This is a genomic window from Rhizobium sp. O111, from assembly GCF_055616315.1.
The window spans coordinates 593613-607980 of record NZ_JBSHXL010000003.1; the positions used below are offsets into that span (position 1 = coordinate 593613).

10 protein-coding genes and 1 pseudogene are annotated in these 14368 nt (G+C 58.3%); 8 read left to right on the forward strand and 3 right to left on the reverse strand.

Annotated elements, in window-relative coordinates; translation table 11 throughout:
- The first annotated feature begins 1319 nt into the window (after positions 1 to 1319).
- Entirely contained in the window at positions 1320 to 1505 is a 186-nt protein-coding gene (locus ACVTFQ_RS28535; RefSeq protein WP_470424352.1) for a hypothetical protein, read from the forward strand.
- On the forward strand, positions 1486 to 1878 hold the full coding sequence (locus tag ACVTFQ_RS28540) for a hypothetical protein (protein ID WP_162718035.1): 393 nt from the start codon (positions 1486 to 1488) through the stop codon (positions 1876 to 1878). Before ACVTFQ_RS28535 ends, ACVTFQ_RS28540 begins: the two co-directional genes overlap by 20 nt.
- 1929 nt (positions 1879 to 3807) lie before the next feature.
- Here ACVTFQ_RS28540 and repC read toward each other — a convergent pair.
- The 3 genes from repC to repA all read right to left on the reverse strand — a co-directional run bounded on the left by repC (position 3808) and on the right by repA (position 7410).
- A complete protein-coding gene (gene repC, locus ACVTFQ_RS28545) occupies positions 3808 to 5031 on the reverse strand; it encodes a plasmid replication protein RepC (protein ID WP_470424353.1) in 1224 nt (407 codons plus the stop codon).
- Between the two features lie 154 nt (positions 5032 to 5185).
- On the reverse strand, positions 5186 to 6178 hold the full coding sequence (gene repB / locus ACVTFQ_RS28550; RefSeq protein WP_111564288.1) for a plasmid partitioning protein RepB: 993 nt from the start codon (positions 6176 to 6178) through the stop codon (positions 5186 to 5188).
- Positions 6175 to 7410: a plasmid partitioning protein RepA gene (repA, locus tag ACVTFQ_RS28555; protein WP_470424625.1), complete on the reverse strand. Its 1236-nt coding sequence runs from the start codon at positions 7408 to 7410 to the stop codon at positions 6175 to 6177. The genes repB and repA overlap by 4 nt, the downstream gene beginning before the upstream one ends.
- Positions 7411 to 8103: 693 nt before the next feature.
- On the opposite strand from repA, the gene trbB reads away from it, so the two are divergent.
- The 6 genes and pseudogenes from trbB (at position 8104) to trbL (ending at position 14360) form a co-directional block, all read left to right on the forward strand.
- Positions 8104 to 9075 carry a P-type conjugative transfer ATPase TrbB gene (gene trbB, locus ACVTFQ_RS28560; RefSeq protein ID WP_112949653.1) on the forward strand — a complete coding sequence of 324 codons (972 nt, stop codon included), beginning with the start codon at positions 8104 to 8106 and terminating at the stop codon, positions 9073 to 9075.
- Positions 9065 to 9444, forward strand: a pseudogene (locus ACVTFQ_RS28565) (TrbC/VirB2 family protein). Before trbB ends, ACVTFQ_RS28565 begins: the two are co-directional and overlap by 11 nt.
- Positions 9437 to 9736: a conjugal transfer protein TrbD gene (locus ACVTFQ_RS28570; protein ID WP_111564285.1), complete on the forward strand. Its 300-nt coding sequence runs from the start codon at positions 9437 to 9439 to the stop codon at positions 9734 to 9736. Before ACVTFQ_RS28565 ends, ACVTFQ_RS28570 begins: the two are co-directional and overlap by 8 nt.
- Before the next feature lie 10 nt (positions 9737 to 9746).
- Complete coding sequence (locus tag ACVTFQ_RS28575; protein ID WP_470424354.1) at positions 9747 to 12182, forward strand: conjugal transfer protein TrbE; 2436 nt, start codon at positions 9747 to 9749, stop codon at positions 12180 to 12182.
- Complete coding sequence (trbJ, locus tag ACVTFQ_RS28580) at positions 12175 to 12984, forward strand: P-type conjugative transfer protein TrbJ (RefSeq protein ID WP_111564283.1); 810 nt, start codon at positions 12175 to 12177, stop codon at positions 12982 to 12984. Before ACVTFQ_RS28575 ends, trbJ begins: the two co-directional genes overlap by 8 nt.
- 194 nt (positions 12985 to 13178) lie before the next feature.
- A complete protein-coding gene (gene trbL, locus ACVTFQ_RS28585; RefSeq protein ID WP_112435710.1) occupies positions 13179 to 14360 on the forward strand; it encodes a P-type conjugative transfer protein TrbL in 1182 nt (393 codons plus the stop codon).
- Positions 14361 to 14368 lie beyond the last annotated feature (8 nt).

Genomic DNA, 14368 nt, shown 5'->3' on the forward strand with positions numbered 1-14368 from the left:
TAGCTCTCGGCCGAAAGTCTCTCGTCGGACAGTAAGCATTCAGCCCAACCTCCGAAAACGCCCCTACACCGCACACCCCATTGCCGAACGTCCCGCAAGCTGACACCGGGTTCTGTTGAGACTCAGCCTCAAAGTTCATCACTCATGGGATGCACCAATTCCCGCGAGCCCAAACCTTCACATTCAGGATCGCTTGCCTTGCGCTGAAATTGATGGGATTCCTGCGTCGTCTCGAAGCCAGTATGCCCATCCGCCTAACGGCAGAGACTTGGGGCAGTCAGCCCCTCAGCGCAGCGGCCGCGTATCCAATGATCAGTTGCGGAGGAGCAGGAAGCAGGCTTCAGGCGCCGTGCAAAACTGGGCCGATAGCGACAAACAGAACTCGCCCTTTCGCAAAGAAGGGCCTCGCGAGCGCACAGACCATGACACACGCTTCACCATGTGTGCGCGGAGGGAAGTACTGCCTGACGCCCGCTGAAAAGCCCCGCACCTGTTCGGCCGTTTACAGGTGTCCCCATATACTTCTCGCAAAGATCGAATAGCTGAGAGCGTCCGCCACACAACGGCAAGCAAAGAAGCGAGGCGATCATGCAGGGAGTAGTTTGTTGGTCCGGCCGGGCGTTGCTCGTGCAGCGACATTTCCCGGCATCCCGAGAGTGAAACTGGCAAGAACCGGCGTGGGCCGCGGCCCACGGTTATAACCATATGAATTTGCTACATAATCTGAGACAATGAAATGTGCTAAGATTTTAGTTTGCCTCCGTGGGCCGCGGCCCACAATCTCAACTCATTGAATTATCGACATTTTCTGCCGTCGATCGCAAATCGGCTTCTTCACGCTCTGTTCTCCAGCCGCGCAGCCTTCATTGGCGTTCGCGAACGGCGCCCAACCAACGACTGATCAACCACTCGCCTCCTACCACATTCAAGGCGACGAATCGTGTAAAGGCTCGCGTGAGTTCAACCGGCACGTCGATAAAGGCTGGTCGGCGTTCCAGTCAAATGCGCGCTCTAACAAGCGAGCGGCGAGGGGAGGGGCGACGGAGACCTGGCCACGTAACAAACAGCGACCAGCGATCAGTGGAACCGGTGACGTCGCTAAAAACCAGCAAGCGATCGGACACGTCCCCATCGCCAGCCACCCACGGAGAACATTCGTCGCTGCCGCAAGTCGCACGAGACCTGCGCGCATAAGACTCGCGCGGAAACGCCGTATCTTGCTCGTCAGAAGAACGGTCCGCGACCGGGACCGCGACAACTGGATGTTTGGCTGAGGTCGCTCGAACCTCTCGGCGATCCATTCACCCCGCCGGGGTTGGATGAACTTCGACGTCGTCATCAAAAACCCGGGAATGACGTTTCTATTGATTCGTCGGCGGAAGCTCACGGGAGATGATCATGGAAGCGGGGCGGACGAGAAGCGCAATCATGTGGGCAGCGGCCGGGCTTATTGGACTGGGGCACGCCTCAGCCTCGGCGAACTGCGTGTCGATTATCCAAAATGAAAACTGGCCAGCTATTGCTCGCGCGATCTCCAATGTCCGGCTCTGCGAACAACTGCCGGTCGGACCTAACAAAACAAGGAGTTTCGAGGTTGCTTCTGCCGAAGTCTGTCCGCAGGCGGGCGGGATGACAACCGTGCGGGCGCAGGCCTATCTGACATGTGAGGCTGAAGGCAGTTCGTTGTTCCAGGTCGATGCCGTGGAGGGCAGAGTAAGCGTTGACGTTAGCCTGGAGCCGTCAACTTGCAGGATCACCGACGCTCACCTCAACATTGATGATGGTCTTGGAGGCCTCCTGTCTGGCCTAACCGATACCGACGACCTCGCGCGTAGCTGGGCACAATCACAGGCCACGCGCTTGTGCCGATTGCAGTAAGAGAAGAAGGCGAGAGGGGAGGGGCGCTCTCTGAACCCCAGCTTGTTCGAACGCCATCTCAGCAGGATCGAGATCCTCAAAACTCCGTGACGGCAGCGCGAGGAACTCTCGTCTCCAAGACACGGAAGAGACAACTCTAGTTGCGCCGTACGGTGTCGAACGGCGCTTGTTGTTGGCTGAGGGGAGAGGCGTGATCCTGCAGCGGACATATTGCCGGGCTTCGTATCGCTGCCCCGCCATCCCGCGGCCCGATAACATTCCTCAAGAATTTGAAACGAGCGTTGACCTTCCATACCCGTAAGCATCTCACGTCGGTCGGCTCTTCCTGAACTTCCTGGACGGTCTCCTACACCACCAAACCGCCGGATTGCAATTGGATGTCATGCCCCACGTAAACTCGATGTGTCGATCCCAAACGCGCTGGAAATGAATCATAAGAAACACCGCGCGCCACATTTCCACCGAAGTCCCAGCTGCTGCCCCGGTCGCAGCTTGATTGAGCGTCGCTGGCTTTCTTCGTTTCCTTTGAGCGGCAAACGTCACTGCCATTTGAAGGATTTCACGACGATCATCCCGCAACGGCGGCTCCTTTTTCCGATCCTCGCTTCGAGATCGGCGAAAGATCCCAATCGCCGCTCTGCAATCGAGCCAGGCAAAAGAGCTCCAAAAATCCTGGAAGCATTGAGAAGAAGACCGGTACTACGACTCCCATCGCGGACAGCCGTATCATCACAGTGCTATGTTCCGCCATGTCACGATCACCCAACACGATCCCGTTCAGCATTGGGTCGGAAACCGCGACGGAAGCATCGCGGTCGACACGCGCTCATCTTGGCACTAGTCCAGGACCCCAAGTCGAGGAAAGGTACTTGCGAAGCGTTGGCCTCACCACAGGAACCAGTTTCTCACTATCGGCTGAAGGACCTCGATCATCATCAGGATCACCCGTGAATGCCTCAGCGCGGAGTATGATCACTCTCGCCTGGAAGAATGACGGATCTCGCCAACCTCTGCACGAGATTGAATCCGCTTGAGCGCGAAACGCAGGTCTCCCTGGAGCTCGGTCGCTACGCAAAACCTCGTACCCGATGCCAGACAGGCCCGCTCCGGTCAGCCTTTGCCTCCCAACCTATAAAAGGGCCACACGCGCGATCCCAAAAGCCGCTTCAAAACCGTTATGTTGTTTTGCGGTAATGTGAAGCGAAGCTGTCCCGGAGCCCGTCCCGCCCAAAGCATTGATCAAACCATTGCAACCTTGGTGCCAAGACCATTCGCGGGCTAAGTCATGCAAGCTATTGCGAGGACGATGTTATTCAGACCAACCATGACTGCGGGCTCTCTCGCTGACGTTCCTCTTCTTCGAAACCAATAATTATCTCATTCTTTTATAGGCTTAGTGCCACGAACTCACCACGACGGAACTCTGACTTTGGACAAATCGGCCTGGCATTAGGTCGCAGGTTTTGCCAATAATGTGACATGATGATCCCGCCTGGACGACCTGGGGCGAGCCCAATAAAACTCCGACGCTCGTATCCCCGATCGACAGCAACCGCTAAAAAAGCCTGACGAGAGTCGCCAGGCTCTTCCAGGGCGTATTTCGAACAATCTGCGGCACGCGGAGCTCCTTCCTTGCGAAACAATACCCGAGGCAAGCGCTGCCTTGATCTCTTCCATCTTCAGTAGTGTTTGCCGCCACTGACCGCTTCCCTTGCTGCTTACCGCAACGACAACAGCGGTCAAAGCCTCCAACCTTGCTTGTATTCCCGATGGATCCGACCTATAGGACCGCGCAACGGCTCCACACCTGCATCGCAGTGCCGCACTGCGTCCAAGTCGAACGTGAACCAAATAAATCCCAGTGCCTGCAGGGATATCAATCTCCCCGCACCATGTGTCTTGCTGCTGGTAACGTTTCTTCGATCGAACTCAAACCCTCCGCTCGGGATTGGCATTCGCCTTCAAGAGAGCCATGAGCATCGGACCAAGAGAAAACGCACCTCTTTGGGCCCGGCCGGTCAAATTTCTCAGGTATCCACCAGGCGAATTGATCATGTTGGCTCGCTCGAGCATGCAAGCGACTGACACCGCTGCGTTTTCTTGCCCCATGACATCACAAGCTTGTTGATATGCCGAAGGCGTGATCCCCAACATCGATCGGACGACCACGCCGGCGGACATGAAGTCACGCCACGACGTGATGCTCCCGCCAGGCCCGTAGTCTACAATCTGCGGGCATGCTCTCAGCACGGTACCCAGCGCGAAAACCTTGAGAGGTTCACGTGATTGTTTCTTCGCCCGAGTATCTTCCACCGATTTCGCTTCCAGCTCCTTTTCAGAGCTTTGTTCAAATTCATTAGGAGATTCGGGATTCGAATTATGTATGTGCCGCTCAATATGAGCATCATTGGTGCCCGAAAAAACCGATTTATCGTGCTTTTCCAATCGATTGAGGATCTCTGTCCGCAAGGCGAGCATTTCCTCCAGGGCGCTGGTAACGTCTTTGAGCGATGCAACGCGCGGCAGACGTCCAATTATGGCTGCATAGGCTGCTTCCATGGCATACCAATCACCGCCCTCGACATCTTCCTCGATGGCGGCGGTAATCAGCTTTCGAACATCGCGTCTGCAGATCGTGAGGTCTTCTTTCGCTTTACGCAATGTGGTGCGTGCCGCGATCACCTCCTGGGCCATGGCGGCAAGTTCTTCCGCTCGTTTAAGAAGGGGTGCGAGATCAAAGCCAAAGGCGCGTTCGACGTCGCCGGCACCGTCCTTGCGTGCATACCGCTTGCCGTTGGCACTGTCCTTGCGCATGATCAAACCCGCCTCGACCAAGAGAGCGAGGTGACGTCGCAACGTCGAACCGGGCATGCCATTGGCTCTGAGGGAGAGCTGGAGGTTGGAAGGATAGACAACCAACTGGCCATCCTGGCGCAGTTCGTTTTCAGGATAAAAGCTCAACAGAGCGTCGAGCACCGCGAGGCTGTTCGATTGAAGGCCCAGCTGCTCCATGGCGGCAGAGGCGTCCCGCTTAACTTTCCACTTGTCACAGGTCTTACCCGCCTTCAGCTCGGCAACCGATTGTTGCCGCCTGATCAAGGCAAGCGTCATCGGCCGCCGCCCAAACGGCGTCGCCACACTTTCCGTATGCATCGTCCTTCACCTTTCTTCAGGCAAAAGCAATTCGCTCATCAAAACGATGCCAAAGACTCTTGACGATGAATCCCGGAAATGCGATTCTACTGGTGCTTAGACAGATAGGGGCTTCCAGGACGGCGACGTTTTGGGGGCTCTTTTCTTTTGCGGGTTACGCTTCCTTTTTTGGCTGCTGTTTTGTGCGGTATTCGGCGTAGATCGAGGGCAACTGCTCCAATACGAAGGCGGCAAAGTCAGGCATTGCCTTCCTGTCAATTGTCAGTTCCACCTTGGTCTTGTTCTGTTTGACTTGAGCAAGCCGTTGCCCGTCAGGCCCTGAAAGCACGTCTGGAGCACCGCGTGTGATTCGACGCGGCTTCAGATGGGCAATCACGCTTTTGAAGCGATCCTGCGACGACAGGCTCGTGAGCGTTTGTGCATAGCGTGTTGCATCTTCCGGTGAAGACGCTTTCTCAAGGAGCTCGGTCAATTCGATCCAGCTGCGGCGCCCGACGCCGGGTGCCCGACCAATAGCGTCGATCAGATCCGCTGGCAGCGCATCGACGATGTTGAACATCCGCGTCAGATCGCTCTTATCGACAGACATCGCCGCCGTGATCACGTCACGGGCGAATCGTTCCTTGAGACGCGCCGCGAAGCGGGCTTTCTCGATGAACGTCAGGTCCTCACGCTCGTTGTTTTCCTGGCCCTGAGCAATGACCAGCTGTTCGTCGCTCAGTTCTCGAACGATCGCCTTGACCTGAAGGCCGAGCTCAGTGAGTGCCCGCAAACGTCGGTGGCCGAAAGCGACCTGATAGCGACCCGATTGTTCAGGATGAGGGCGAACGAGGATTGGAACCTGTTGGCCTTGCTCTCGTATGGATGCGACGAGACCATCAAGGTCCCCCTCCATTCGATCCTGCACGAAGGAAGGTTCGATGGTGGAAGCGTCGAGCTCGATGACAACCTGGCCTTCAGCCAGCTTCCGCTCGATTTCGTTCGCACGGCGACTGCGATCGTTGAGGTCGCCGAGCGACTTGCTGATCGCGGCCAGTGGCTTTGATCTCGGCGCGTCGAGGTGTGGTCGCGACGGCGGCGGCGGAGCAGCTTGCTGCCCGTCCTTGGCTTCATTGTGAAGCATCGGGAGGAGGTTTTTCCGGCTCATGATCTACCCCATGTCGCTCTGATCAATGATTCGATCTCGGCGTTGACGTTGTTCATCGATTCCAGTGCCCGGTCGTACGTGGATCGGGTGAACTGGGCGCGTTCCACCTCGAATAGTGTCTGGTTGGTGATGCCTGCATCGGATACGGCCGTGCTCTTCAGCATCGGATTGACCAACACGTTTTCGCCGAACATCGAGCGAAGGAAGGCAACCATCTGGTTCTGCGGGCCGTCGGTCGGCTCGAACCGGGTAATCAGATAACGCATCCAGTTGTTGCGATCCTCGGCGCCAGCTTCGGCGATTTCATCCAAGAGCGCGCTTGTCATGGCGAGGAATTGATTCATGGACATGACGTCGAGCATCTGCGGATGGATGGTGATCAGTACCGACGTCGCGGCCGTGAGTGCCGACAGCGTAAGAAAGCCCAACTGCGGAGGGCAGTCGATCACAACGACGTCATAGGCGTCCTCGACGTCCTTGATTGCAGCCTGTAGACGGGCAAAAAACAGGATATCGTCGGGTTTGCGTTGCAGCAAGGCCTTCGGAGTATCGTGTTCGAACTCCATCAGTTCCAGATTGCCTGGGATGACATGAAGATCAGGAATATAGGTTCCGCGAATGATTTCCTGGATAGGGCGGCGTTCCTCGTCGTAGCGGATCGCGCCATAGACGGTTTCGTTTTCACCGACGTCGAACTCCGGCTGATTGCCGAACAGGGCTGACAAACTGGCCTGCGGGTCGAGGTCTATCGCAAGAACGCGGTAACCGCGTAGTGCCAGATACTGAGCGAGGTGGGCCGCGGTCGTTGTCTTTCCCGAGCCTCCCTTGAAATTCATTACCGAGATGACCTGCAGGTCCTCACCTTCACGGCGATGCGGCAGGTAACGGCCGTTCGAACGGGCCGGCTTGTCGAGATGGACGCGCATGGCGGCGATGTCCTGCACCGAGTACATGCGCCTGCCACCGGCGAGCGCCGGACTGAAGTCGCGCTCCGAGCCGCCGGACGCTTTCTTTTCCAATTCGACCGCACTTGTGCGAAGGTAACCTTCGGCCACTCCGAGCAGCTTTGCTGCTTCGGACGGAGAAAACGACCGAATGGTCTTGCGCGCATGCGGCGTGAAGATATTCGACTGGTGCTCTTGAAGCTTGGCCGAAAGAGACGCCGAATGACTCGCGATCTTCGATCGGAGTGGTGAAGAGCGGCTGTCGCCATTGTTTGTGGTCTTGGTCATCATTTCGTCCATCAGGGCACGTATGCGGAAAACGCCCGAAAAACGTGAAAAATACGCATCTGAGGAGTGCATCGATTCTCTGACCCTTGCAAGCCTTTTAAAGTTAACGAAATCTTGCTCCACCCATGGATTGCACAGCTTTCCATAGCGAGTAGCAACATTTCCTCGAGAATTCAGTCCTTTATCGCGATCTCGGCGCTTTCCGTGCACACACTGCGAAGTCACCGTCGAGAGACCGAAGCAGCTCCATTCTGCAAGACGGCTACAAAATAATAGGCCAGCCGAACTCCTGCTTCGTGCGAATCGTCTGCTCGGCGCATTGGCAAACAAGCTCGGCGGCGTGATTATGTCTATGGCCGATGTCTCGACGTGCCCAACCCCCCGCGAGCCGCGAGATCGGCGACTTGCCCGCTCAACTGATGCCCATCAATTTCCGCACCATGTGTTCCTCACCTTGCGGATCAGGCTTTTTCTGTCTGCTTCAGATCGAACAGGCCACCCTGAATATTCTCCGGCCGGATGGCGGAGACCATTCACATGACATCCCAGGCTCGCCGCTGCCTACCCACAGATCTGCGAGTAGACGCTCGCGGCGTTGGCGAGCTACCAACCAGTCACCGCCAATCCAGAACGACCTCATTGCGGTGGATGGTGGACAGCCCGCAACTAGAAACCTGCGACGGGATTACCTCCATGACCGACAGCAGCCGTCATTCAATGTTACGCCTGATCAGCAAGCTCGAACATGCCCTCGGCCCGGACCTTTGTCGTGTGATCGACGAGCCCGACGTCATCGAGGTCATGCTGAACCCCGACGGCAAGCTATTCATCGAGCGTCAGGACGGGTCGATCAATACACTCGGCGACATGGTGGTTTCCGCGGCCGAAACGGTGATTGGCTGCGTGGCGCATGTCCTCGGCGTGGAGGTCGGTACGAGTAGGCCAATCATCTCCGGCGAGTTGCCAATCGGAGGCCATCGTTTCGAGGGATTGCTGCCTCCCGTCGTTACGGCACCGATTTTCTCGATCCGAAGACGAGCATCGCGTCTGGTTACCCTCGATGAGTACGTAAGATCGCGCAACATCACCCCGTGGCAAGCGGATATTATCCGCGAGGCGGTCGCGCGGAGAGCGAACATCGTCGTCGCGGGCGGTACCGGATCGGGAAAGACAACGCTTGCAAACGCCATACTCGCCGAGACGGTCGCCTGCTCACCCAAAGATCGCCTGATCATTCTCGAAGACACCGCCGAGATCCGCTGCGCGGGCGACAACGTCGTTAGCCTGCATACCAGTGAGACGGTGGACATGTCGCGGCTCCTGAAGAGCACGATGCGGCTTCGTCCCGACCGCATCATCGTTGGCGAAGTGCGCGATGGCGCGGCGCTGACCCTTCTGAAAGCCTGGAACACCGGCCATCCAGGCGGCATCGCCACCGTGCACGCAAACTCGGCCCGCATGGCGCTGCGGCGCCTTGAGCAACTGGCCGCGGAAGCAAGCCCGCAACCGATGCAGGCGGTCATCGGTGACGCGGTTGATCTCATCATCGCCATCCAGCGAACACCGACAGGGCGACGGGTCAGCGAAATTCTGAGCGTCGCCGGTTTCAGCGATGGGCACTATCACATCGAGGCTCGCGAAAATGAGACCCGTCATGCTGCTTAGATCAAGGCTTTGTATCCTCGCGGCAGTTTTGTTTGTGGCATCGCCCGCTTTCGCAAGCTCAGGCGGGTCGCTTCCTTGGGAAGGGCCGCTGGAGCAAATCCAACAGTCCATCACCGGACCAGTCGCCGCTATATCGCGCTCGCCGCGGTCGCGATCGCCGGCGGTATGCTGATCTTCGGCGGAGAGCTCAACGATTTCGCGCGGCGATTGGTGTATGTGGTGCTGGTCGCGGGGATCCTGCTTGGCGCGACGACGATCGTCGGTCTCTTCGGCTCGACCGGTGCTTCGATCGGCGGCTCTTTCGTCGCCGACCAGACCGCGGTCCCAAGCACAAATCGCGTCGGGGGAGGGGAGGGGCGTCATGGCTGACACTGGCGCCGGGCTTCATCGTAACCGGATCCATCGCGCCTTGTCCCGGCCGAACCTCTTGATGGGAGCGGACCGAGAGCTTGTGCTTCTGACCGGGCTCGCGGCGGTCATCCTCATCTTCGTTGTTCTGACCCTCTATTCGGCCATGTTCGGCGTCGCGATCTGGATCGTGGTGGTTGGCGCGCTCCGCATAATGGCGAAATCCGATCCCATGATGCGTAAAGTTTACGCCCGCCACATGCGCTATCGGGCGCATTACCTTCCGACCTCGGCGCCCTGGCGCCGTTACTGAGGACCTCGCGATGGTCGCTTTAAGTACATTTCGATCGACAGGTCCATCATTCGCGGACCTCGTTCCCTATGCGGGTCTTGTCGATAACGGCGTCCTTCTGCTGAAGGACGGCAGTCTGATGGCCGGTTGGTATTTCGCTGGTCCTGACAGCGAAAGCGCGACCGACACAGAGCGCAACGAGCTTTCCCGTCAGATCAACGCGATCCTCTCGCGGCTCGGTACAGGCTGGATGATCCAGGTCGAGGCCGTGCGCGTGCCGACGACGGAGTACCCGTCCGCTCAACGAAGCTACTTTCCGGACGCTGTCACGCGGCTGATTGATGACGAGCGCCGACGGCATTTTGGACAGGAACGCGGGCATTTCGAATGCCGGCACGCGCTCATCCTGACCTATCGGCCGCCGGAGCGGCGCCGATCGGGCCTGACCCGCTACATTTACTCGGACAACGAAAGCCGCTCAGCAAAATATGCCGATACTGTCCTTGATACCTTCCGCCGCTCGATCCGGGAGATTGAGCAATATCTCGGCAATGTTCTCTCGGTGCAGCGTATGCAGACCCGAGAGGTTCCCGAACAGGATGGTGTTCGCGTCGCGCGCTACGACGAGCTCTTCCAGTTCATCCGGTTTGCCATCACCGGCGAGAACCATCCCGTCCGCCTGCCAGAAATTCCGATGTACCTGGACTGGCTCGCAACAGCGGAGCTGGAACATGGACTGACGCCGCGGGTCGAGGGCCGGTTTCTTGGCGTGATCGCGATCGATGGTCTTCCGGCCGAGAGTTGGCCGGGGATCTTGAACAGCTTGAACCTGATACCGCTGACGTATCGCTGGTCGTCGCGTTTCATCTTCCTCGATGCGGAGGAGGCAAAGCAGCGCCTGGAGCGTACCCGTAAGAAGTGGCAGCAGAAGGTCAGGCCATTTTTCGATCAACTATTCCAGACGCAATCCCGATCGATTGATCAGGATGCGATGGCCATGGTTGCCGAGACGGAGGATGCGATCGCCGAAGCCTCGTCGCAGTTGGTGGCTTACGGCTACTACACTCCCGTCATCATCCTCTTCGACGAAAGCCGGTCGGCGCTGCAAGAGAAGGCGGAGGCGGTTCGTCGCCTCATCCAGGCGGAAGGTTTCGGAGCGCGCATCGAGACGTTGAATGCGACCGACGCCTTTCTCGGCAGCCTGCCCGGCAACTGGTACTGCAACATCCGCGAACCTCTTATCAACACGCGCAATCTGGCGGATCTCGTTCCGCTGAACTCTGTCTGGTCAGGCCAGCCGTCCGCGCCATGCCCGTTCTACCCACCCGATGCGCCACCGCTCATGCAGGTCGCATCGGGCTCCACCCCGTTCCGATTGAACCTGCATGTCGACGATGTCGGGCACACGTTGATTTTCGGCCCAACCGGGTCCGGCAAATCGACCCTTCTCGCGCTGATCGCCGCGCAATTCCGCAGGTACGAGAGGGCGCAAGTCTTCGCCTTCGACAAGGGAAATTCGATGCTGCCGCTGACGCTCGGCGTTGGCGGCGACCACTATGAGATCGGTGGCGAAAGCGGGGAGGGGGCCAGTCTTGCCTTCTGCCCATTGTCGGACCTTGAGACCGAGGGCGATCGGGCCTGGGCCTCAGAGTGGATCGAGACCCTTGTTTCGCTTCAAGGCGTGACGATCGCGCCTGACCATCGAAACGCGATTTCGCGGCAGATTGGATTGATGGCATCGGCGCCTGGCCGCTCGATCTCTGACTTCGTTAGTGGCGTCCAGATGCGCGAGATCAAGGATGCCCTCCATCATTACACCGTCGATGGCCCGATGGGTCAGCTCCTCGATGCGGAAGAGGATGGCCTGACGCTCGGGCGCTTCCAGTGCTTCGAGATCGAGCAGCTGATGAATATGGGCGAGCGCAATCTCGTTCCCGTCCTGACCTATCTGTTTCGACGGATCGAGAGGCGGCTCGACGGCTCGCCGAGCCTCATCGTTCTGGACGAGGCGTGGCTGATGCTCGGCCATCCTGTGTTCCGCGACAAGATCCGGGAGTGGCTGAAGGTGCTGCGCAAGGCGAACTGCGCCGTCATCCTCGCAACGCAATCAATCTCCGATGCTGAGCGCTCGGGCATCATCGACGTGCTGAAGGAATCTTGCCCGACCAAGATCTGCCTTCCGAATGGCGCCGCCCGGGAAACCGGTACCCGCGAATTCTACGAGCGGATCGGCTTCAACGAGCGGCAGATTGAGATCGTCGCGAACGCCATCCCGAAACGCGAATACTACGTGACGTCGCCCGACGGCCGCAGGCTTTTCGATATGGCGCTTGGCCCAGTCACGCTTTCCTTTGTCGGCGCCTCCGGGAAGGCCGATCTAGCCCGCATCCGGACGCTCTTTTCGACCCATGGCCACGAGTGGCCGGGTCAGTGGCTCATCGAAAGGGGGATCAACCGCTATGAGTGAAGCAATTCAGTTCTTGAAACTCGGCAAATCGTTGGTGACCGGGTTGGTCGCCGCCGGTCTGTCGGCCACGCCCACCCTCTCCTACGCAGGAGGCGCGGTCACCGGCGCGACCGAGATGACGCAGATGCTCAACAATGGTGAACTCATCCATCTTGTCGGTCAGTCGACTGAGCAGATCAACAATCAGATTAAGCAGATTACCCAGCTTGCCGAGCAGATCCAGAACCAGCTCAATATCTACCAGAACATGCTGCAAAACACTGCCCAGCTTCCGAACCACATCTGGGGCCAGGTCGAAGGCGATCTGAAGCAGCTGCGCGATGTTGTCAATCAGGGTCAGGGCATCGCCTTCTCCATGGGCAATGCGGATGATCTCCTAAAGCAGCGCTTCAAGAGCTATTCGGACCTGAGGATGAACCTGCTTAACGCCGAGAGCTTTTCGTCGACCTATAAGACATGGTCGAACACGAACCGCGACACGATTTCCAGCACGCTCAAGGCCGCGAGCCTCACCGCCGATCAGTTTGATAGCGAAGAGGATACGATGAGCCAGCTACGATCGATGTCGGAATCTGCAGATGGCCAGATGAAAGCGTTGCAGGTCGGCCACCAGATCGCGGCTCAGCAGGTGGCACAGATGCAGAAGCTCCGCGGCATCGTCTCCCAGCAGACGACGATGATGGGGACCTGGCTACAGAGCGAGCAGACGGACAAGGACCTCGCACAGGCGCGTCGGGAGAAGTTCTTCAATGCCGACATCCAATCCATTCCTTCCGGACAGAAAATGGAGCCCCGCTGGTGACCCGCCCCGTATTGATCCCCTTCGTATTCAACGCGATCGCGGTAATTGCCGCGATCACCACAGTCGTTTTGATGCGGGGAGAGTGCGCCGCAAGTCCGCCGGTGAGTGACGAACGGCAAGCGCCCCATGAGACGTCATTCGCCTTGGGAGGAGACGCCGTCACCAATCGAAAAGGGTCGGGAAATTTGACCGAGATGGTGAAGCGCGGTGGCGGAAGCACAATCCTGGCTACCGGTATCGCCTTCATCGCTCTGGCGGCGCCGGCCTTCGCTCAACACGGTCAAGTCCTGACGGAGTTGGAAAACCAGGTCTCGACGGCCGCCAAGGGGTGGGAAACCACCGTCATGGATGCGGCGAAATCGCTGTTCTGGATCCTCGCGGGCATCGAGGTCGGGATTGCAGCCGTGTGGCTTGCGATCCAAGCAGCATCGCTGGACAGTTGGTTTGCCGAGCTCGTCCGGCGCATCATGTTTATCGGTTTCTTTGCCTTCGTGCTTACGCAGGGTCCGACATTCGCGAAAGCGGTCGTCGATAGTCTGTTTCAGATCGGTTCCGGCGGAGGCTCAGCGTCGCCAGCAGACATTTTCGACGCCGGTATTCGCGTTGCGTCCCAGATGTCGCAACAGGCGAAGTTTGGTGTTTTTGAAGACAATGCCCTGGCTATCGCCGCGACGTTGGCGATGGGCATCGTTGTCGTCTGTTTCTCACTCGTTGCGGCAATCTTCGTTTCGGTTATGGTCGAGATGTATGTCGGTCTGCTGGCCGGCATGATCATGCTGGGGCTCGGCGGCTCGTCCTTCACCAAGGATTTCGCGGTGCGATACCTCGTCTACGCCTTTGGTGTCGGGATGAAGCTGATGGCTTTGGTCATGATCGCCAAGATCGGATCGAACGTCTTGCTTGGCCTTGCACAGGCGCCGACAGCCGAAAGCGACCAGTTCATAACGACGCTTGCGATTGCCGGCATCTCCGTCGTCGTTTTCATCATCGCGATGTATGTCCCGAACATCATTCAGGGCGTCGTGCAGGGAGCTTCCGTCTCCGGCGGCATGGAGTCAATCCGCCATGGCGGACAGGCGGCCTCGTTCGCAGCGGGTGGCGCGTTTCTTGGCGCCGGAGCGGTTGGCGCTGGTTTTGCCGCCGCGCAGGCAGCGCGTGCCGGTGGCTCGTCGGCTGCAGGTTCGGTGCTTCGAGGCATGGGCGCGAGTTTCAGCTCCGGTGCCATGGCTGCCGGATCCGCTGCCAAGGAAAAGGCGATCGGGTCGCCCGGTGCCTATGCCGGCTCTCTTCTTGGTTTGGCCAACGCGAAACTTGATCAGGCAAGGGGCAATCCTTCAGCTCCGCTACCTCCTCCGGAAAGACCGGACAAACCATAGTTCACGGA

Bases quoted from the DNA above. Each gene is read 5' to 3' on its own strand.
- ACVTFQ_RS28570 (WP_111564285.1), top strand. From the start codon at position 9,437: ATGGCTGACACTGGCGCCGGGCTTCATCGTAACCGGATCCATCGCGCC.
- trbJ (WP_111564283.1), top strand. From the start codon at position 12,175: ATGAGTGAAGCAATTCAGTTCTTGAAACTCGGCAAATCGTTGGTGACC.
- repA (WP_470424625.1), bottom strand. From the start codon at position 7,410: ATGACCAAGACCACAAACAATGGCGACAGCCGCTCTTCACCACTCCGA.
- ACVTFQ_RS28535 (WP_470424352.1), top strand. From the start codon at position 1,320: ATGAACTTCGACGTCGTCATCAAAAACCCGGGAATGACGTTTCTATTG.
- trbB (WP_112949653.1), top strand. From the start codon at position 8,104: ATGACCGACAGCAGCCGTCATTCAATGTTACGCCTGATCAGCAAGCTC.
- repC (WP_470424353.1), bottom strand. From the start codon at position 5,031: ATGCATACGGAAAGTGTGGCGACGCCGTTTGGGCGGCGGCCGATGACG.
- repB (WP_111564288.1), bottom strand. From the start codon at position 6,178: ATGAGCCGGAAAAACCTCCTCCCGATGCTTCACAATGAAGCCAAGGAC.
- trbL (WP_112435710.1), top strand. From the start codon at position 13,179: ATGGTGAAGCGCGGTGGCGGAAGCACAATCCTGGCTACCGGTATCGCC.
- ACVTFQ_RS28575 (WP_470424354.1), top strand. From the start codon at position 9,747: ATGGTCGCTTTAAGTACATTTCGATCGACAGGTCCATCATTCGCGGAC.